Annotated in this window: 20 protein-coding genes; 12 read left to right on the top strand and 8 right to left on the bottom strand. The window is 52.3% G+C overall.

Annotated features, from left to right (window positions below):
* Positions 1 to 61: 61 nt before the first annotated feature.
* From ACQ3G7_RS22570 to fabY, 6 genes are all read left to right on the top strand, one after another.
* Complete coding sequence (locus tag ACQ3G7_RS22570; protein ID WP_430892295.1) at positions 62 to 832, top strand: winged helix-turn-helix domain-containing protein; 771 nt, start codon at positions 62 to 64, stop codon at positions 830 to 832.
* Positions 829 to 1293, top strand: a complete 465-nt coding sequence (locus ACQ3G7_RS22565; RefSeq protein WP_430892293.1) for a YqeJ family protein — start codon at positions 829 to 831, stop codon at positions 1291 to 1293. The genes ACQ3G7_RS22570 and ACQ3G7_RS22565 overlap by 4 nt, the downstream gene beginning before the upstream one ends.
* 93 nt (positions 1294 to 1386) lie before the next feature.
* Positions 1387 to 1986 carry a glucose-1-phosphatase gene (yihX, locus tag ACQ3G7_RS22560; protein WP_430892291.1) on the top strand — a complete coding sequence of 200 codons (600 nt, stop codon included), beginning with the start codon at positions 1387 to 1389 and terminating at the stop codon, positions 1984 to 1986.
* A complete protein-coding gene (locus ACQ3G7_RS22555; protein ID WP_061499493.1) occupies positions 1980 to 2852 on the top strand; it encodes a virulence factor BrkB family protein in 873 nt (290 codons plus the stop codon). Before yihX ends, ACQ3G7_RS22555 begins: the two co-directional genes overlap by 7 nt.
* Entirely contained in the window at positions 2849 to 3286 is a 438-nt protein-coding gene (dtd, locus tag ACQ3G7_RS22550; protein WP_263098630.1) for a D-aminoacyl-tRNA deacylase, read from the top strand. The genes ACQ3G7_RS22555 and dtd overlap by 4 nt, the downstream gene beginning before the upstream one ends.
* A gap of 44 nt (positions 3287 to 3330) precedes the next feature.
* Positions 3331 to 4272 (top strand): fatty acid biosynthesis protein FabY, encoded by a 942-nt coding sequence (gene fabY / locus ACQ3G7_RS22545; protein WP_430892288.1) that lies wholly within the window; start codon positions 3331 to 3333, stop codon positions 4270 to 4272.
* Positions 4273 to 4318: 46 nt separating this feature from the next.
* Here fabY and ACQ3G7_RS22540 read toward each other — a convergent pair whose 3' ends face one another.
* The 6 genes from ACQ3G7_RS22540 to fdnG all read right to left on the bottom strand — a co-directional run bounded on the left by ACQ3G7_RS22540 (position 4319) and on the right by fdnG (position 11282).
* Positions 4319 to 4657 carry a nuclear transport factor 2 family protein gene (locus ACQ3G7_RS22540; RefSeq protein ID WP_430892286.1) on the bottom strand — a complete coding sequence of 113 codons (339 nt, stop codon included), beginning with the start codon at positions 4655 to 4657 and terminating at the stop codon, positions 4319 to 4321.
* A gap of 22 nt (positions 4658 to 4679) precedes the next feature.
* Complete coding sequence (locus tag ACQ3G7_RS22535) at positions 4680 to 5591, bottom strand: alpha/beta hydrolase (RefSeq protein ID WP_430892284.1); 912 nt, start codon at positions 5589 to 5591, stop codon at positions 4680 to 4682.
* 167 nt (positions 5592 to 5758) lie between these two features.
* A complete protein-coding gene (fdhE, locus tag ACQ3G7_RS22530; RefSeq protein WP_263098626.1) occupies positions 5759 to 6688 on the bottom strand; it encodes a formate dehydrogenase accessory protein FdhE in 930 nt (309 codons plus the stop codon).
* Positions 6685 to 7320 carry a formate dehydrogenase cytochrome b556 subunit gene (gene fdoI, locus ACQ3G7_RS22525; protein ID WP_061499470.1) on the bottom strand — a complete coding sequence of 212 codons (636 nt, stop codon included), beginning with the start codon at positions 7318 to 7320 and terminating at the stop codon, positions 6685 to 6687. The genes fdhE and fdoI overlap by 4 nt, the downstream gene beginning before the upstream one ends.
* Complete coding sequence (fdxH, locus tag ACQ3G7_RS22520) at positions 7317 to 8219, bottom strand: formate dehydrogenase subunit beta (RefSeq protein WP_263098625.1); 903 nt, start codon at positions 8217 to 8219, stop codon at positions 7317 to 7319. The genes fdoI and fdxH overlap by 4 nt, the downstream gene beginning before the upstream one ends.
* Positions 8220 to 8231: 12 nt before the next feature.
* Entirely contained in the window at positions 8232 to 11282 is a 3051-nt protein-coding gene (fdnG, locus tag ACQ3G7_RS22515; RefSeq protein ID WP_430892281.1) for a formate dehydrogenase-N subunit alpha, read from the bottom strand.
* A gap of 155 nt (positions 11283 to 11437) precedes the next feature.
* Here fdnG and fdhD point away from each other — a divergent pair, with 155 nt between their 5' ends.
* Together fdhD and ACQ3G7_RS22505 are read left to right on the top strand one after the other, a co-directional pair.
* The gene (gene fdhD, locus ACQ3G7_RS22510; protein ID WP_263098623.1) at positions 11438 to 12274 is read left to right on the top strand and encodes a formate dehydrogenase accessory sulfurtransferase FdhD; all 837 of its coding nucleotides are present in this window, start codon (positions 11438 to 11440) and stop codon (positions 12272 to 12274) included.
* A 126-nt stretch (positions 12275 to 12400) separates the two neighbouring features.
* Positions 12401 to 12613: a YdgH/BhsA/McbA-like domain containing protein gene (locus ACQ3G7_RS22505; RefSeq protein WP_263098622.1), complete on the top strand. Its 213-nt coding sequence runs from the start codon at positions 12401 to 12403 to the stop codon at positions 12611 to 12613.
* 48 nt (positions 12614 to 12661) lie between these two features.
* On the opposite strand, the gene ACQ3G7_RS22500 is transcribed toward ACQ3G7_RS22505, so the two are convergent.
* A complete protein-coding gene (locus ACQ3G7_RS22500) occupies positions 12662 to 12985 on the bottom strand; it encodes an AzlD domain-containing protein (RefSeq protein WP_430892278.1) in 324 nt (107 codons plus the stop codon).
* Entirely contained in the window at positions 12985 to 13647 is a 663-nt protein-coding gene (locus tag ACQ3G7_RS22495; protein WP_430892276.1) for an AzlC family ABC transporter permease, read from the bottom strand. Before ACQ3G7_RS22495 ends, ACQ3G7_RS22500 begins: the two co-directional genes overlap by 1 nt.
* Positions 13648 to 13748: 101 nt before the next feature.
* On the opposite strand from ACQ3G7_RS22495, the gene ACQ3G7_RS22490 reads away from it, so the two are divergent.
* From ACQ3G7_RS22490 to ACQ3G7_RS22475, 4 genes are all read left to right on the top strand, one after another.
* Complete coding sequence (locus tag ACQ3G7_RS22490; RefSeq protein ID WP_430892274.1) at positions 13749 to 14297, top strand: helix-turn-helix domain-containing protein; 549 nt, start codon at positions 13749 to 13751, stop codon at positions 14295 to 14297.
* A gap of 265 nt (positions 14298 to 14562) precedes the next feature.
* Positions 14563 to 15096, top strand: coding sequence for a fimbrial protein (locus tag ACQ3G7_RS22485; RefSeq protein WP_430892272.1), 534 nt, complete (start codon positions 14563 to 14565; stop codon positions 15094 to 15096).
* A gap of 52 nt (positions 15097 to 15148) precedes the next feature.
* A complete protein-coding gene (locus ACQ3G7_RS22480) occupies positions 15149 to 15865 on the top strand; it encodes a fimbrial biogenesis chaperone (RefSeq protein ID WP_430892270.1) in 717 nt (238 codons plus the stop codon).
* A gap of 46 nt (positions 15866 to 15911) precedes the next feature.
* Positions 15912 to 18428 carry a fimbria/pilus outer membrane usher protein gene (locus ACQ3G7_RS22475; protein WP_430892268.1) on the top strand — a complete coding sequence of 839 codons (2517 nt, stop codon included), beginning with the start codon at positions 15912 to 15914 and terminating at the stop codon, positions 18426 to 18428.
* Positions 18429 to 18447 lie beyond the last annotated feature (19 nt).

The following is an 18447-nucleotide window of genomic DNA, read 5'->3' as shown; positions in this document are numbered from 1 at the left end:
ATTAATCTGCACCGTTTTAGGATGAATTTTTAAACGGTAGCCCTGCCGAGGAAAGGAAAAATTGTATCTCATTAATAATTTAGTGGAGTTTAACCCTGACAGTAAAAGCCTGACGAATCGTTTGACTGGCCGTACTCTTCATTTGCAGTTACCAGCCAGCCTCTGTTTCCTTTATCTAATAACGCATCCTGGAGAAGTGATTTCTCAAAATGATTTGATGAAGGTTGGATGGGGAGACAGAAACGATGTCACTACGCCTAATGCGTTTTATCAGGCAATCCTTACTCTGCGTAACGCGCTGGAGGTGGCCGGTTTGCCTCGTGATGTGGTAAAAACCATTTCGCGACGCGGGCTCACCCTTTCAACCACTGTAAGCGTTGAAGTGCTTAATACGCCACAAACCGTAGCAATACATACAGTTCCGCAACCAGTCGTGCAAATAAGCGAACCGGTGCCGGTAATCAACGCGAAAAAAAACTATCAACGTTGGCTTATCGCCAGTGTGGTGATACTGATTCTGCTCAGCGTAATAAATGGCTGGATGCTTTATAACGCCCACTTGCCAATGCCTTTTAAGGATTATCTCTCTCTTAGCGCAGCCCCCTCTTCAGGTCATGACTGTAGAATATTTTACGCTGCGAATGAGCGTACTTCGGAGTACTACGCTAATTTGCTTAATAAAAATCCTGGGTTATGCGCAAATAACGATTACTTGTTTTTAACGGGTTACAGTCAGGCCGATCGCATTGTGGCGTTTGCCTGTGATAAAGATGCGCGAGTAGATAAGACGGCTTTTTGTTCCTCACATTATTTTTGGACACGTGAGCAATGAAAAAATATCTCAGCATGATGTCACTGTCTGTTGCGCTGTTAGCCGCAGTGATTACCAGCGGCATGCTCTTGTATTCTCACCTCACCGCACCGCCTTTGCAGTGCGTGGGAACGGCTGAATGGCATGTCGGCAAAAACCGATTTGTTGGAACACTCTCTTTTCGCATGAGTGAGGGTAAAGGTATGGCCGTGATGACCGGTAAGCTCTTTGGTCAGCAGGTTTCGGAGGTTAATCGGAGTATCTATTTCCATTACAGCCAACAACTGCGTTCGCGCGTGTTAAGCAACGACCGGATTGTGAAGACGTTCGCCGATACGGCAGATGAGTCGGATATAAATGATACCTTGCCGGGTTTTTACCGGACGCCGGAAAGATCGCTGAGCCTGATGATTGAGGAATATGAAGGGGCGTACCTTTTTTCTACCTCAAATGTGCCTTCTTTGTACTGCCGAAAAACGTAAAGATGAAGATATGCTGAGTGTCCGATTATGCGCATAGTCAAAGTTAACCTTTCCCGCTACAGTTAATTCTCAACGGCTGGCAAGGAGAGAGAAATGCTCTATATCTTTGATTTAGGTAATGTGATTGTCGACATCGACTTTAACCGGGTGTTGGGCGCCTGGAGCGATTTCAGCCGCGTACCGCTGGCAACGTTAAAGCAGAGCTTTAACATGGGTGAGACGTTTCATCAGCATGAGCGTGGGGAGATCAGCGATGAGCATTTCGCCAAAGCGATGTGTGAAGAGATGGCGCTTCCTTTGAGCTATGAGCAGTTCTCTACCGGCTGGCAGGCAGTGTTTGTTGCTTTGCGTCCGGAAGTGATTGACATCATGCACAAACTGCGCGCGCAGAGACACCGGGTTGTGGTGCTGTCCAACACTAACCGCCTGCACACCACCTACTGGCCGGAACAATACCCGGAAATTCGCGCAGCGGCGGATCATATCTACCTCTCCCAGGATATGGGAATGCGCAAACCTGAAGCGCGTATTTACCAGCAGGTGTTGGCGCTTGAAGGTTTTTCTGCCGACGATGCCGTCTTTTTTGATGACAATAGCGACAATATTGCCGGTGCTAATCAGCTCGGGATAACCAGTATTCTTGTCACCAGTAAAGCGACGATCCCCGACTATTTTGCGAAGCAGCTATGTTGAGAAATGCCCGGCATAAGGCGAAGCACCATACACGCCCGCTGTGGTCATGGCTGAAGTTGCTCTGGCAGCGCATTGATGAAGACCATATGACGACCCTGGCGGGGAATCTCGCCTATGTCTCCTTGCTCTCGCTGGTGCCTTTTATCGCCGTGGTCTTTGCGCTGTTTGCCGCATTTCCGATGTTTTCTGACGTCAGCCTTCAACTGCGCCACTTTATCTTTGCCAATTTCATTCCCACCACCGGGGATGTGATTCAGAATTACATTGAGCAGTTTGTGGCTAACTCCAGCAAGATGACCGCCGTTGGGGCGTGCGGGCTGGTTATCACTTCGCTACTGCTGATGTACTCCATAGACAGCGCGCTGAACGCAATCTGGCGCAGTACGCGTGTGCGCCCGCATGTTTATTCGTTTGCGGTGTACTGGATGATCCTGACGCTTGGGCCGCTACTGGCAGGGGCCAGCCTGGCGATCAGCTCTTATCTGTTATCGCTGCGCTGGGCCAGTGAATTAAACAGCGTAATTGATAATGTGTTGCGCATTTTCCCGCTGGTTTTGTCGTGGCTCTCTTTTTGGTTGCTGTACAGCATTGTGCCGACCACCCGGGTGCCAAATCGTGATGCGATTGTCGGGGCGTTTGTCGCGGCGGTGTTGTTTGAACTGGGGAAAAAATGCTTCGCCCTGTACATTGCCATGTTTCCCTCTTACCAGCTCATTTATGGCGTGCTGGCTGTCATCCCCATTTTGTTCCTCTGGGTCTACTGGACATGGTGCATCGTCTTGCTTGGCGCTGAAATAACTGTCACTCTCGGTGAATACCGAAAACTCAAAAAAGCAGCACAACAAGAAGAAGCAAACCAACCATGATTGCATTAATTCAACGCGTTTCCCGTGCGAGCGTAAGCGTGGCGGGTGAAGTGACGGGTGAAATCGGCCCGGGACTTTTGGTGTTGTTAGGGGTCGAAAAGGAAGACGATGAACAAAAAGCGAACCGCCTGTGCGAGCGTGTGCTGGGGTATCGCATTTTTGGCGACGCGGAAGGGAAGATGAATCTCAATGTCCAGCAGGCCGGTGGGAGCGTGCTGGTGGTGTCGCAATTCACGCTGGCGGCGGACACGGAACGCGGAATGCGTCCGGGATTTTCCAGAGGCGCAGCACCGGAAAAAGCGCAGGCGCTTTACGACTATTTTGTTGAACGTTGCCGCAGCCAGCAGATGGTAACGCAAACGGGACGATTTGCTGCGGACATGCAGGTCTCACTGGTCAATGACGGCCCCGTAACATTCTGGTTGCAAGTATGAGCCAGCTTGTGGCGTGGCCCCGGGAAACAAGAGAGAATACAGCTATGTATCACCTTCGCGTACCGCAAACAGAAGAAGAGTTAGAGACTTATTACCACTTTCGCTGGGAAATGCTGCGCAAGCCGCTGCACCAGCCGAAAGGTTCTGAGCGTGATGCCTGGGATGCAATGGCGCATCACCAGATGGTTGTCGATGAAGAAGGCAATCTTGTGGCGGTAGGGCGGCTGTATATCAATGCGGATAACGAAGGTTCGATTCGCTTTATGGCGGTGCACCCGTCCGTGCAGGATAAAGGGCTGGGCACGCTGATGGCGATGACGCTGGAGTCGGTTGCCCGTCAGGAGGGGGTGAAGCGTGTAACCTGTAGCGCCCGTGAAGATGCGGTGGCGTTTTTCGCCAAGCTGGGGTTTGTGAATGAAGGTGAAATCACCGCACCGCAAACCACGCCGGTCCGCCATTTCCTGATGATCAAACCCGTCGCCACCCTGGATGATATTCTGCATCGCGGCGACTGGTGCGGGCAGTTACAGCAAGCCTGGTATGAGCATATCCCGCTGAGCGAAAAGATGGGGGTGCGTATACAGCAGTACACCGGGCAGAAATTTATCACCACCATGCCGGAAATCGGTAATCAGAACCCGCACCACACACTGTTTGCCGGCAGTTTGTTCTCTCTGGCGACACTCACCGGCTGGGGGCTTATCTGGTTGATGCTGCGTGAACGCCACCTTGGCGGCACCATTATTCTTGCCGATGCGCACATTCGTTACAGTACACCGATAACCGGCAAACCCAGTGCGATTGCCGATCTTGGTTCGTTAAGCGGCGATCTCGACAGACTGGCGCGTGGCCGTAAAGCGCGGGTGCAGCTTCAGGTCGAACTGTTTGGCGACGACAAACCCGGGGCGATTTTCGAAGGCATTTACATTGTGCTGCCTGCCAAACCTTTCGGCTCGTATATTGAAGGCGGCAACGAAGAAGAGTAAGCGCCTATTGCGCCTGTTAACACAGGCGCATTGCCTTTTTGCCGCATTACCCGGCAAAGAAAAACCACGCAGTTTTAATGTATCCATCCTGCACTTCATAGACCGCCATATTTTCAATCACAGCATCGCCCATGCCGTAGATTTTTTCGTGATCGAACACCTTATTGCCCATCACGGTGCGTGACAGTAGCTCAGCCCGTAAGGCCGGATTGTTAAACCGATGCTGCGCGTAAAAGTTGCGCAGCGCTTCACGGCCTTGCAAAGTGGGTTCGTCTGCTGGCATGCGCCAGGCGGTAAAATCTTCACTAAAGCATGCGGCAAATGCGTCAATATCGTGCGCATTGTAAGCGGCGAACTGTTTTTCTACCGGAATGACGACAGACATCTGCTTTCCTTGTGTTGTGTAGTTATGCCCGGGCGACGCGGGCGGCAACGTCTCTGATGACATCTTTTGCTGCCTGGCTGATGCCCGCCAGTTGGAAGAAACCGTGAATCACCCCCTGATAGCGTGACCCGGTGCAGGTGACACCCTGTTCCGTCATATGTTTATAAAGCGCCTCGCCTTCATCACACAACGGATCAAATTCGCCAGTGATGATATGTACCGGCGGCAGGCCATTAAAATCATCTCGCCACAAAGGGCTGACATCCGCTTGCAAGCGGTCGGCATCGCCAAGATACATGTCATAACCTGAGAGTAAGGCATCGCGGGTTATCACGTAATCAATGCCATTAAAGGCATAGCTATCGAAGTAGGCGGTCGCGTCCAGCATCGGATAGATAAGGATTAACTGTGCGGGCTGCCAGTTGCCCGCCGCCTTTAACCGCAAGGCCGTAACCAGCGCCAGATGCCCGCCTGCGCTGTCACCCGCAAGGGTGATTTTTTCCCGGTTAATATTCAGTGCTTCGGCATTCTTCCACACAACGTTAGCGCCTTTTTGTGCGTCGTCGTGTGCTGCAGGCCAGGGATGTTCCGGGGCGAGGCGATACTGAACGGCAATGACCCGACAGCCGCTGTAGTAAGCCACCTGGCGAAGCTGATTATCGTGGGTGGCGAAACCGCCGCTAATAAAACAGCCGCCGTGGTAGTAAATCAGTGCCGGTAGCGCTTCGCTGGCATCCAGCGGAGAAAAGATGCGCAGCGTTATGCCATCCAGAGTCGTATCTGCGACCTGCACGCGGGTTTCCGTCTCTCCCGCAAGTACCGTGCTGGCGATATAGCCTGCGCGTCGTTCATCAATACTCTTTGCCCGCGCTGACGGGCGACCGGCGGCGATAAAGTCGCTCACCAAACCGGCGATCCCCTTTTCCAGTGCCATTCCGATAACCTTATATCTGTATAAATATCCAGTTTTATAGCCTGGTTTTAGCGAAATGGGAATGGACGATGTTTAACAATCAGTGCCAACGGCAACGGGAAGCGAAACAGAGGAGGAGGGTGAAGAGCAGGCAACCCTTGCCCGGATGAGGCAAGGGTTATGCAGTTTTATTCCCCTTCGCCAGGGAATAAGAACGGGTTGATGGAGCTGCGGGCAAAGCCTTCCTGCTCCATGCGTGCGTCGAGCACCAGCGAGGCCAGGTCATCTGCGACCGGCTCTACGTTTGGATCTTTTTCCTGATAGAGAATTTTCAGGTAGGTGCCGCAGTCGCCACAGCTTTCGGCTTTGATTGCTGCCTGCTCGTTATCCAGCGACCAGTAGTGTAAGTCGCGAGTCTGCTCGCAGTTGCTGCATTTTACGCGCACCACATGCCATTCGGTCTCACACAGGTTGCAGTGCAGGTAACGCAGGCCCTGAGTCGTGCCAATGTGCACAACGCTGGAGACTGGAATCGAACCGCACACCGGGCAGAACTGGCGCTGTTCGCCATATTCAGCACGGGCTTTACCCGGGATCAGCGTAGCCATTTGCGACCAGTAGAGCGACAGCGCCGCCCAGATAAAGGGCGCTTTATCGCTGCTCACTGAGGCGAAATCGGCGGCAAACAGTGCGCTGGCCATCGCTTCCAGTTCTTGCGCCGAGGCTTTTTCCAGATTCTCGATCACGGCCAGCGCAGGGCCGCTCATTTCGGGTTTGAGCTCTGCAATCAGTGAATGCAGCAGCTTGTGCCAGTGCGCGTCGCGCGGCAGCACGTGAATGTCCAGCGGCGGCTTACCCTGTTCGGCGGCTTCTTTGATGCGCGCCGTCAGGTCCATCTGCAAAGGATGGTCGTACAGCACCACTTCCTGAGCATGGGCGATCAGCGCGGCAAAGCGCAGGTAATCACCCAGCGGGTTACTCTCGGCCAACTCACGCAGACGCTCTGCGCGGCGGTTATAGAGATTTTTCAGTCTGGGGAATAATAACGGCGGAATCACTTCCGCCGTGCGTTTATCGCTCTTCTCCAGCGCATCTTGCGGGATTATGCGAATACTCATTCAGTTGATTTTTCCGTTGTCTTGCGAACTTCCCGGTACCAGCGCGGGTGATGTTTCTTCGCCCATGAGCTGGTAACCCAGCCTTCCACCATTGCGGTTATGGTGCCTTTTACCCACAATGCGGCGTAAATATGCACCATAATAACCACAATTAGCGCGACTGCGGCAAATGAATGCACCATCAGGGCAATTCGTATCACCGGAATCGGGAACGCTGGCGCGAAGTAAGGGCGCCAGATAACCACGCCGCTTACCAGCAGCAACACCAGGAAAATAATTGCCGCCCAGAACACACACTTCTGGCCGAAATTATAGCGCCCGGTGTCACCCACTTCCTCATTGACGACAATCTTACGAATATTCTTCGCCCAAAAGATATCATCCCTATTGATGAGGTTATGGTGCCAGTAGCGGAAAAACATGATTATAAACGATGCGAACATCACCACACCGACGAACGGATGGAGAATGCGCGCCAGCTGCGGCGTACCGAGAATGCCCATCAACCAGTTGAAGGAGGGGAAGAAAAATCCCAGTCCGCTCACCGCCGCCAGCACGAAACAGAAGGCGGTGACCCAATGGTTGATGCGCTCAGGCGCCGTGTAGCGCACGATGGTGTCACGTTTTTTCATTTGCGCACCTCGTCTTTCTCTTCATGCAGGTTGTCATCTTCCTCGTCTGCACGGTTCGGACCGACACCGACATAGTGGAAGATGCTGGCTGCGAAGGTCGCCGCAAAGCCGACCGCCGCAAGAGGTTTCCAGATCCCTTTCCAGAATTTAACCGTAGCGCTGATTTGCGGGTTCTCCGGCAAGCCGTGGTACAGATTCGGTTTGTCGGCATGATGCAACACGTACATAACGTGTGTCCCCCCCACACCAGCCGGATCGTACAAACCTGCGTTATCGTAACCACGGGTTTTCAGTTCCGCTACGCGTTCGCCCGCCAGTGTTTTCATATCCTCTTTGGAGCCAAAGTGGATAGCGCCGGTTGGGCAGGTTTTCACACACGCTGGCTCCTGGCCTACGGTGACACGGTCAACGCACAGCGTACATTTGTAGACGCGATTGTCTTCCGGGTTTAAACGCGGTACATCGAACGGGCAACCGGCGATGCAGTAACCGCAGCCAATGCACTGCTCAGACTGGAAGTCGACGATACCGTTGGCATACTGAATGATAGCCCCTTCCGACGGACATGCCTTCAGGCAGCCAGGATCGGCGCAGTGCATGCAGCCATCTTTGCGGATCAACCATTCCAGTTTGTCGTTCTGCTCCACTTCCGAGAAGCGCATCACGGTCCAGGATTTAGCGGTCAGATCCGCCGGGTTGTCATACACCCCGACGTTATGCCCCACTTCATCACGAATGTCGTTCCACTCAGAACAGGCCACCTGGCAGGCTTTACAGCCGATACAGGTGGTGACGTCGATAAGCTTCGCCACCTCCTGCTGGTGATCCCGCGCCTGTGGCGCGGGGGTGAAACCGTTAGTCGCGGAACGACGGATGATGTCTTGCGATTGATAAGCCATAAGTCGTCTCCGTTACACCTTTTCCACATTCACCAGGAACGCCTTAAATTCAGGCGTTTGGGTGTTCGCATCACCAACAAATGGTGTCAACGTGTTGGCGATAAAGCCTTTCTTCGCCACACCCTCATAACCCCAGTGGATTGGAATACCGATGGTATCGACATCCTGTCCGTTCACTTTCAGCGTGCGGATACGTTTGGTCACCACCGCCTTGGCTTTGATATAGCCGCGGTTGGAGGAGACTTTCACGGTATCGCCCTGCACGATGCCCAGTTTGCCTGCCAGTTTTTCGCCGATTTCCACAAACTGCTCCGGCTGCGCGATAGCGTTCAGCAGCGCGTGCTTGGTCCAGTAGTGGAAATGCTCGGTCAGACGATAAGTGGTGCCAACGTACGGGAACTTATCGGCTTTACCCATCGCCGCCATGTCGTCTTTGAAGACGCGGGCAGCCGGGTTAGACACCACGTTCGGGTGCAGCGGGTTCGTGCCCAGCGGCGTTTCAAACGGTTCGTAGTGTTCCGGGAATGGCCCTTCCGCCATCTTATCGATAGCAAACAGGCGGCCCATCCCTTCCGGCTGCATGATAAACGGTCCGACGTCACTGCCCGGTGCGGCGGTGCTGTAGTCCGGAATATCCACGCCGCCCCATTTCGCGCCGTCCCACTTCAGCAACTGACGTTTCGGATCCCAGGGTTTACCCTGCGGGTCCGCGGAAGCACGGTTATACAGAATGCGGCGGTTAAGCGGCCACGCCCATGCCCAGCCCAGCGTATTGCCAAGCCCGGACGGGTCCGCGTTATCGCGACGCGCCATCTGATTGCCGTCCGGCGTCCAGCTACCGGCGAAGATCCAACAGCCACTGGAGGTGGTGCCGTCATCACGCAACTGCGCGAAGGAGCTAAGCTGCTGGCCTTTTTTCACAATCACTGCGCCGGTTGCCGGATCGGTGATGTCCGCCAGTGCTTTGCCGTTGCTCTCCATCGCCACTTCTTCCGAAGCCGGTTCATGTGGAGTGGAGTAGTTCCAGGTCATACTCAGCACCTGTTCCGGGCACGCGCCGCCCTCTTCGGCATACATCTTGCGCAAGCGCGTGAAGATGCCGGCGAGGATCTCGCCGTCGGTTACAGATTCGCCCGGGCCATCTGCGCCTTTCCAGTGCCATTGCAACCAGCGTCCGGAGTTGACGATAGAACCGTTTTCTTCGGCAAAGCAGGTGGATGGCAAGCGGAACACTTCGGTCTGGATTTTCGACGGATCGACATCGTTCGACTCGCCGTGGTTTTGCCAGAACGTTGAGGTTTCGGTATTCAGCGGATCGATAGTGACAAGGAATTTCAGTTTCGACAGTGCCGCCACGACCTTGTTCTTGTTCGGGAACGACGCTACCGGGTTAAAGCCCTGACAGAGATAGCCGTTAACCTGGCCTTTGTACATCATGTCGAAGTACTGCAGAACGTCGTAGCCTTTGTCCCACTTCGGTAACCAGTCAAAGCCCCAGCTATTCTCCGCAGTCGCTTTGTCGCCAAAGAAGGCTTTCATCATCGACACGAAGAATTTCGGGTAGTTACCCCAGTAGTTCACCTGGCCTTCCAGCAACGGTTTTGGCGTGTTGGCGGCAAGGTAAGTCTGGAGGGTGGTCTGTTTTTCGTTGGGTAGCGTCATATAGCCGGGCAGGCTTTGCGACAGCAGACCAAGATCCGTCAGCCCCTGAATATTGGAGTGGCCGCGCAAGGCGTTGACGCCGCCGCCCGCCATTCCCATGTTGCCCAGCAGTAGCTGGATCATCGCCATGGTGCGGATGTTTTGCGCGCCAATGGAGTGCTGTGTCCAGCCCAATGCATACAGGAACGAGGCGGTTTTATCGTGCACGCTGGTTTCGGCGATGTATTCGCACACCTTCAGGAAGTCCGCTTTTGGCGTCCCGCAGATGTTTTCAACCACCTCCGGCGTGTAGCGGGAAACGTGCTGTTTCAGCAGATTCCACACGCAGCGCGGATGGGTGAGGGTGGTATCGCGTTTGGCGAAGCCTTTCTCATCCAGCTCGTAGTTCCAGCTGGTTTTGTCGTATTTGCGTTTATCCGCGTCGTAGCCGGTGAACAGGCCATCCTCGAAGCCAAAATCTTCACGCACGATCAGGCTGGCGTTGGTGTAGGCCTCGGTGTATTCGCGGTTGTATTTTTCGTTGGTCATCAGGTACAGCAACACGCCTGACAGGAAGGCAATGTCAGTACCGGAACGAATCGGTGTATAAAAATCCGCTACAGAAGCGGTACGCGTAAAGCGCGGATCGATAACAATCAGCTTCGCGCCATTATGGATCTTGGCTTCCATCGCCCAGCGGAATCCCACCGGATGCGCTTCAGCCGCGTTCCCACCCATCACAATGATAAGGTTGGCGTTTTTCATGTCGACCCAGTGGTTGGTCATCGCACCGCGACCAAATGTAGGAGCAAGACTTGCTACCGTAGGTCCGTGTCAGACACGCGCCTGGTTGTCGACGGCTAACATGCCGAGTGCGCGGGTAAATTTTTGCGTTAAATAACCGGTTTCATTACTGGAAGCGGATGCACACAGCATCCCGGTGCTCAGCCAGCGGTTAACGGTGGTGCCTTCGGCATTTTTCGCGATGTAGTTGGCGTCGCGATCGGCCTTAATCAATTTGGCGATGCGATCAAAAGCATCATCCCAGGTAATCCGCTGCCATTTATCTGAGCCTGGCGCACGGTATTCGGGATATTTCAGGCGGCTTTCCGAGTGGATGAAATCCACCAGACCTGCACCTTTCGGGCAGAGCGCGCCACGGTTAACCGGATGATCGGGGTCGCCCTCGATATGGAAGATGGATGATTTGGCGTTTTTTGCACCGTCGCCGAGGCTGTACATCAACAGCCCACAGCCAACGGAACAGTATGTGCAGGTATTACGGGTTTCACGGGTGCGCAGCAGTTTATATTGCCGCGTTTCCGCCAGTGCAACGCCTGGGGCAAAGCCCAGCGCCGCTGCCGTCGTTCCTGCCATACCGCCAGCACAGATCTTAAAGAACTGCCTTCTGCTGACCTGCATGGTTTGCTCCTGGTTTCGACATTACTCTTATCGTTTTTACTTTGCGGTAGAAGGCGCAAAGGTTCAGAATTGCTGTTATTCCCTCTTTTTACGAGGGATATGCAGTTGAGGATACCACAATGTTGGTACGCTTGTTCGGTGGCGGTTAATACAAAGTGAACGAATTGCGCGAAGAAAAGCACAAAAATGCAACATCAGTCACAGGCGCACGTCAGGTGTCTCTGTGGAAACGTGATGACTTGCAACATGCAACGCCCGATATGCTGGCGGAAGAGGTTCCCGTTGCGCTGGTTTACAACGGGATTTCTCACGTGGTGATGATGGCATCGCCAAAAGACCTCGAGTGCTTTGCCCTGGGTTTCTCCTTATCCGAAGGGATTATTGAAAACCACACGGAAATCTACGGCATGGATGTGGTCCCTTCCTGTAATGGACTCGAAGTGCAGATAGAACTCTCCAGCCGCCGTTTTATGGGGCTGAAAGAGCGTCGTCGCGCGCTGGCCGGGCGGACCGGTTGCGGCGTCTGCGGCGTTGAGCAGCTTAATGATATCGGTAAGCCCATTGCTCCCCTTCCGTTCACTCAGACCTTCGATTTAGCCGCTCTTGACGCCGGACTGGCGCATTTAACCGACTTTCAGCCCGTTGGCCAGCTAACAGGCTGCACCCATGCGGCCGCGTGGATGCTACCGTCCGGTGAGTTAATGGGCGGGCATGAAGATGTCGGGCGTCATGTGGCGCTGGATAAGCTGCTGGGCCACCGCGCCCGTGAGGGTGAGCGCTGGTCGTCAGGTGCGGTGCTGGTTTCAAGCCGTGCCAGTTATGAAATGGTGCAAAAGTCCGCCATGTGCGGCGTTGAGATCCTGTTTGCGGTGTCTGCGGCGACCACGCTGGCAGTGGAAGTGGCGCAACGCTGCAATCTAACGCTGGTGGGTTTTTGCAAGCCAGGCAGGGCGACGGTCTACACTCATCCGCAGCGACTGATGGGTTTATAAAACAGTCAAAAATTTTGAAAGATGACAGCAAATCCTTCCGCTTTTTGTTGAGTGAGAACAGGTCTAGTATTTATTTCATCGAGGCACGGTGCCTCACTCAAACAAACTAACGTAAGGGTTTATATCATGAAAAGCATCAAAACTTTTGTCGCAGTTATCGCTCTGGCTACGTCTTTCGGTTCTTTCGCTGCACAGACTGTCTCCGCAACGGATACCACTCTGTCTGGCGCAGAAGCGAAAATCGCTGCTCAGGCTCAGCAGGCGGGCGCATCTTCTTACCAGATCACCGAAGCGTATAACGGCAACCAGGTACACATGACTGCCGAACTGACCAAATAAGTCCTGCATTACTGTCGAAAGAGCGCCTGCGGGCGCTTTTTTTTTGCCTTAATGGATGCCTGCAAGGCGCAGTAATGCGGTTACCACTGCGGCAGAAACGATCACCACAATCAACGGCATCTTCCGCCAGGCAAGAAATACCGCAAATAATACCCCCAGCAGACGGGCCATCCCGGCGAAATGTTCACCTTCATATAACGTCGCTGCCAGCGCTACGGCGAACAGCAGTGTGGTGGCTGCATCGGAGAGCAGCGCTTGCGAACGTTCGGAGAGCGCCAGCCTGTTTCCGAGCTTTGTCCCCCCCAGACGCATCAGGTAGGTTCCCACTGACAGGATAACGATACCGCCGATGATCAGCGAAACACTGGCCATTATTTTTTCCTCGTCAGTAAACCCAGTAATGAGAGCAGAACCGGTAATCCTACTGGCGTAAAGGGGACCGCAGCCAGTGACGCCACCGCACCGCTGGTAGCGCGAATAAGTGTGGTTCTCTTTTTCAGCGCCGGCAGTACCAGCGCCAGCAAAATAGCCGGAAAGACGGCGTCGAGGCCGATGGTTTCGGGTGCGGGGAGCAGCTTGCCGACGGCAGCGCCGACCAGCACGCCTCCGGGCCACAGCAAGGCAACGCCCAGTCCACAAAGCCAGTAGGCCGCTTTACGCTGTTCCGGCGTTTTTTGCGACAAGCCGAACACCACACTTTCGTCATTCATAATGTGGCAACCGAGAAAACCCGCCGTGCCTTTACCTACCAGTTCACGCACCGTCACCCCGAAAGGTATATGGCGGGCGTTGACGAGCAGACCGGCCACAGCGGCCGCCAGTGGATTACCGCCGCTGGCGACAATGCCAATAAACATAAATTCGGAAGCGCCCGCCAGCACTGACATCGAAAGCGCAAGGGGAACCCAGAGCGGAAAACCATAAGCCATGGCCAGTGAACCGTAAGAGACGGCGACCACGCCGACCGCCAGGCAGACGAGAATGATGGCCTTAATGGTATCGCCGCTGAGATGTGAAATGTGTTTTTTGAACATAGATGATAACCATATCGAACGATTACTCATTATAATGAACATACCCGGATCGTTTTTCAAGATGAACGATTCGTTCTTTTTAATGAACGATGGAGTTGTGTATGACACAGCCAATCAGCGTTATTGCTAAAAGTCTGGTGCGTGAACGCCTGCGAACCGGGCTTTCACTGGCGGAAATTGCCCGTCGCGCTGGTATTGCAAAATCCACACTGTCTCAACTGGAAGCTGGCAACGGTAACCCGAGCCTGGAAACGCTCTGGTCGCTGTGTGTGGCGTTGGATATTCCGTTCGCGCGCCTGCTGGAGCCACAAGGTGCTAAAACACAGGTCATTCGCCGCGGTGAAGGCGCAAAAGTGGTGGCTGAACAGGCCAATTATCAGGCGATTTTACTTGCAACATGCCCGCCTGGTGCGCGGCGCGACATTTATCTGTTACAGACGCAACCTGGCGCAGATCGTATTTCACATCCCCATCCGGTCGGTTCAGTAGAACATATTATTGTGACACAAGGTCGGGCGCTGGTTGGGTTGACAGAAACGCCGGAAGAACTGAATGAAGGCGATTATATTTGTTACCCGGCGGATCAGGAGCATATCTTTAAGGCGCTTGAACCGGATACCCAGGCCATTTTGGTGGCGGAACAGAATTAATATTCTATATAAGGCGACAACGCATTGGCGTTACTTAATTGTGTATCGCCTTTTATTATTAATATTGATGTGGTGAATTTAATTTTGAATATTTAACTTAAAAAATATTTATTTTTTTTGAGGTGGTATTACCAGAACTTTAAATAAGCAAAATTGCTTTACATCAATTATTCTCGACTGTATGCTTTGCATCCAATTTTAGAATTCGTTGCGTGATGCAAGTTTTATGGTTTTATTCTACAACACATTATAATGGAGGCATAGCATGCTCAGGATGAGTCATTCTTTTTCGGTATTATTTGCTTTTGGTTTAATGAGTGCACCGTTAGTTTCTCAGGCCAATAATATTGTTTATTTTATGGGGGAAGTGAGTGAGCAAACCTGTACTATTAAAATTAATAATAGTGCTGCTTCACCCATCGTTCTTTTACCTACGGTAAGTAAAAGTCAGTTGGCCAGTTCAGGCTCAACCGCAGGCGATACGCCTTTTACTGTTACGTTGGATAGCTGTAATTCCCAGGGCACCACCGCGGGTATTGTTTTTGTTGCGAATGAGGTTGATGGTCGTGATTTAAAAAACATTGCGACTCGTTCACCTGCGACAAATGTCGCAATTCAGTTGTTAGAGGGTGCAACAACATTAAGTTTTACCGGTAATAAGGCGCAGACGGCAATGCAGAATATAAGTGGTGGTGCAACATCCGCCAATTTTGATCTGGTTGCACGTTACTATGCGACTGGCGTGGCAACGGCTGGTACCGTAGAAGGCCAGGCGCAGTTTGCAGTGACGTATCTGTAATCACTTTCAGGCGGTGCTGCTTCGGCAGCGCCATTTTCTGGTTTACATCAGCATGTTTAGAGATTGGTTAGTCAGAGTGCGGTTTACGTTATGCGTCCTTTCGTTGGTGTGCAGCAATGTTTACGCCAGTGTGACAATGCTCGGCACCCGGGTTATCTATCCTGCGGATGCGAAAGAGAAATCCCTGACATTTAATAATACCGGTGAAGCGCCGGTCCTGGTTGTCGCGTGGACGGATATTAATAATCCTGAGTCGACACCTGAAACAGCTGATGCTCCTTTTATTGTGATGCCGCCTATTTTTCGTATTAACGGTAATCATACGCACGTTATGCGATTGAAATTTACCGGGAAAGCTTTGCCGCAGGACCGGGAGTCGCTTTTTTGGCTAAATTTTTTGCAGTACCCGGCAAAAAATGATGCCGTTAACGATGAAAATCATTTAACACTGTTGGTAAAAAGCAGACTGAAAATATTTTACCGACCACAGGGGCTCTCTCAGGATGCAAATAAAACACTCGATGCAATTAAGATCAGTAAACAGGGTCAGTTGATAGATGTAAAAAATACTACCGCATATTATATTTCTGTACTTGATGCTTTCGTTGATGATGGTAAGAAACAAAAGAAAATTGAAAATGCCGAAATGATCGCACCTTATGCGTCTGTCCGATGGATATTGCCTGATCATAGCGGTAGTTATTTAACGATTAATGCAATAAATGATTATGGCGGAGTGTTCAGTAAGGTTTATTCGCTTCCTCATTAAGGTTTCGATTCGACAATGAAAGTACTGTTCAGTTCGGATGATTTAAATGTATCAGTACCGTTTATATTTTTGTGCTTTATTCCTTCTTATAGTAATGCAATCGCTAACCGCGACAGCAAAAGATAATGCTTTTTACTTTGATGCCTCTCTATTAAGAAACAGTGGATTATCCAGCGATGATCTACAGAAACTGAACGAGGATACGTTGATAGCGCCAGGAAGTCATTCTCTGGATATTTATCTTAATGGCACGTTTATTACCCGTACAGAGATTCAGTTTTCACCACGCGGGGGAAACGTTGAGCCCTGCTTTTCTCATAAATTAGTCTCCATGCTGCGTCTGAAGTCATTGCCAAAGGAATCGGGAACCTCTTGCTACTGGCCTGATGATAACGTGATGCAGGGTACAACGGTTAAGTTCGATCAGGCGCAACTGCGTATGGATGTGTTTGCACCACAAGCATTGTTAAAAACGACACCTCGCGGCAGCGTGAGTGAGGAAAGCCTCGACGCCGGGGAGAGTATGTTGTTTATCAATTATATGGCTAACCAGTACCACGTAACATCGCGCCGCTATAACACTCGTACAATGGATTCATCCTGGCTAAATCTTCATGGTGGGTTCAACCTGGGATTGTGGCGTTATCGTCAGCAATCCAACGTAAACTACAGCACCACTGACGGCAGTAGCTGGAACACCAGCCGCCGTTATGTACAGCGTGCTATCTATCCCTTACGCAGCGAACTGACTTTAGGAGAAGGTTATACCGATGGCCAGCTCTTTTCCGGCATTGGTTTTCGGGGAGTGCAGCTGTCATCGGATACGCGAATGCTACCAGACTCGCTTCGTGGTTATGCGCCTGTAGTGCGGGGTATCGCAAAGACGAATGCAAAAGTCACCATATTGCAAGACCAGACCACGCTCTATGAAACCACTGTAGCCCCTGGGCCTTTTACCATTGACGATCTCTATCCAACCCATTACGCAGGGGATTTAACCGTTGTGGTCACTGAAGCGGATGGCAGTAAGAGTACCTACAGCATGCCTTACTCTTCACTGGCGGAGTCGATCAGGCCCGGTTTATCGCGCTGGTCATTTACCGTGGGAAAGGTACAGAACATTGATGCAGGGAATACCTTCAGCGAAGTGGTCTGGCGACAGGGATTAACTAACGCACTTACGCTCAATGCCGGTAACCAATTGGCGACGGGATATATGGCCTGGTCTCTCGGTGGCGTGTATAGCTCGGCAATCGGGGCATTAGGGGTAAACAGTTTTTATTCTCTGGCGCAGCAGGATGATGGCAACCGCGCAGGCTGGATGTTACGGCTGAACTACAGCAAAGCACTGCCGCAAACCGGAACATTATTTACCCTGGCCGCATCCCGGTATGCAGCTCAGGGTTATTCTGAACTCTACGACACCCTGGGATCGCGTTATGCGCACGGTCAGAGGCAACAGTGGCAGTCATCAACCTGGAAACAGCGCAGCCGTATTGAGTTTTCCGCCGCTCAGCCATTTGCTTCGTTTGGCAATATGAATGTGTCTGCATCATGGCAGGACTATAGTGATGGAAAACAAAGGGATAAGCAGTACCAGCTAAGCTGGAATAAGCTGTTTGATTATGGGATTTCACTAAGTGTTAGCGCAGCCAGAACCTATAACATTACGCCTGGAATCGGCAATAACGCAGACGCATTCTCGTTACGCCGCCGTATGCAAACGATGTGGTCTCTCTCTCTATCCACTCCACTTGGTCAGCGTCGTTCTTCACCCGTGCTATCAACCAGCGCAAGTCGTTCGTCCGGCAGTGATGGCAGCGACGGCGGTTATCAATCAACGCTGAGCGGCATATATGGCGAGCACGATGATCCCCTGAGCTATAGCCTCAATTTTTCCGCCGACAAGAAAATGGAACAAGCAGGGTGGGGAGCCAGCCTCCAGCGCAGTTTCCCGTACGTCAATGCCGCAACATCCTGGTCGACAACACGTAATTACTGGCAGGCTTCGGGTTCGTTGCTTGGGTCCATTGTCGCCCATAAAAGCGGCGTGACGCTGGGTCAGTGGGTGGGGGATAGCTTTGCTTTAATCGATGCCCCTGGTGCCAGTGGTGCAGAGGTCATTGGTGGGCAGAGGGCTTACGTTGATGCATTTGGTTATGCGATTGCCCCGTCGTTGGGCGCTTATCAAATCAACCAAATTGCCCTGGATCCTCGCAATATGGCTGATAGCGTCGAGTTACAAACCATGAAAATGCAGGTCGCGCCTTATGCTGGCGCGACAGTGCGGTTACGTTTCAACACGCTGCAAGGGCAAGCCATGTTGATCACCGCTCTGCGCCCGGACAATACCATCATACCGATGGGAACAAGCGTGTATGACGAATACAACAACAGCACCGGAATGGTGGGGCAGGCGAATCAGATCTATCTGCGCTCACACGAAGAAAAGGGTGAGTTGCGGGTGCAGTGGGGGCGTAGCCCGGAAGAGACCTGCCGTATTGCGTGGCGCGCCCCGACCTTGCCAGAGCCGCTGGCTCTGATGAGATTACCTTGCCGTTAATTCATGGAGTTTCCGATGA

Origin of the sequence: Kosakonia sp. N21 (assembly GCF_050587465.1) — a bacterium.
In the GTDB taxonomy this organism is placed as follows: domain Bacteria; phylum Pseudomonadota; class Gammaproteobacteria; order Enterobacterales; family Enterobacteriaceae.
This window is presented reverse-complemented; position numbering and strand designations above follow the sequence as displayed.